The organism is Thermorhabdus hydrogeniformans (genome assembly GCF_049310025.1).
Taxonomy (GTDB): Bacteria; Bacillota; Thermosediminibacteria; order Thermosediminibacterales; family Tepidanaerobacteraceae; genus JBJYKD01.
This window is the reverse complement of record NZ_JBJYKD010000172.1, coordinates 1-266: the sequence shown is the minus strand read 5'-3', so window position 1 is coordinate 266 and position 266 is coordinate 1. Positions and strand designations below refer to the sequence as shown.

Here is a 266-nt window from a genome sequence, read left to right as displayed (position 1 = left end):
GGCTCGCTTCAGTCCAGGCTATGGCTCCGCGCTGATGAATCGACGCCCTCATTCCGTATGATCATGGTCGGCTTCTCGAGGTCGTCGTTATCGAACACAACGTCTGCTGTCGCTACCGGTGCGCAGAGCTTCTCATACAGCTCAAAAGCCGGCCGGTACCTCGTCGCATAGAGTTGGCTCGCGGCTTCGAGGCCGCCCAAAGCGCCGGCGTCGCGCTGGATGCCCCTCTGCTCGCACTGTTGCTGCGAAGCCTGAATGAAGATCAC

Annotated in this window: 1 pseudogene; it reads right to left on the bottom strand. The window is 60.5% G+C overall.

From position 1 onward, the window contains the following. Positions 1 to 8: 8 nt before the first annotated feature. A pseudogene (locus tag ACKX14_RS15980) lies at positions 9 to 266 on the bottom strand (hypothetical protein); the annotation flags it as partial.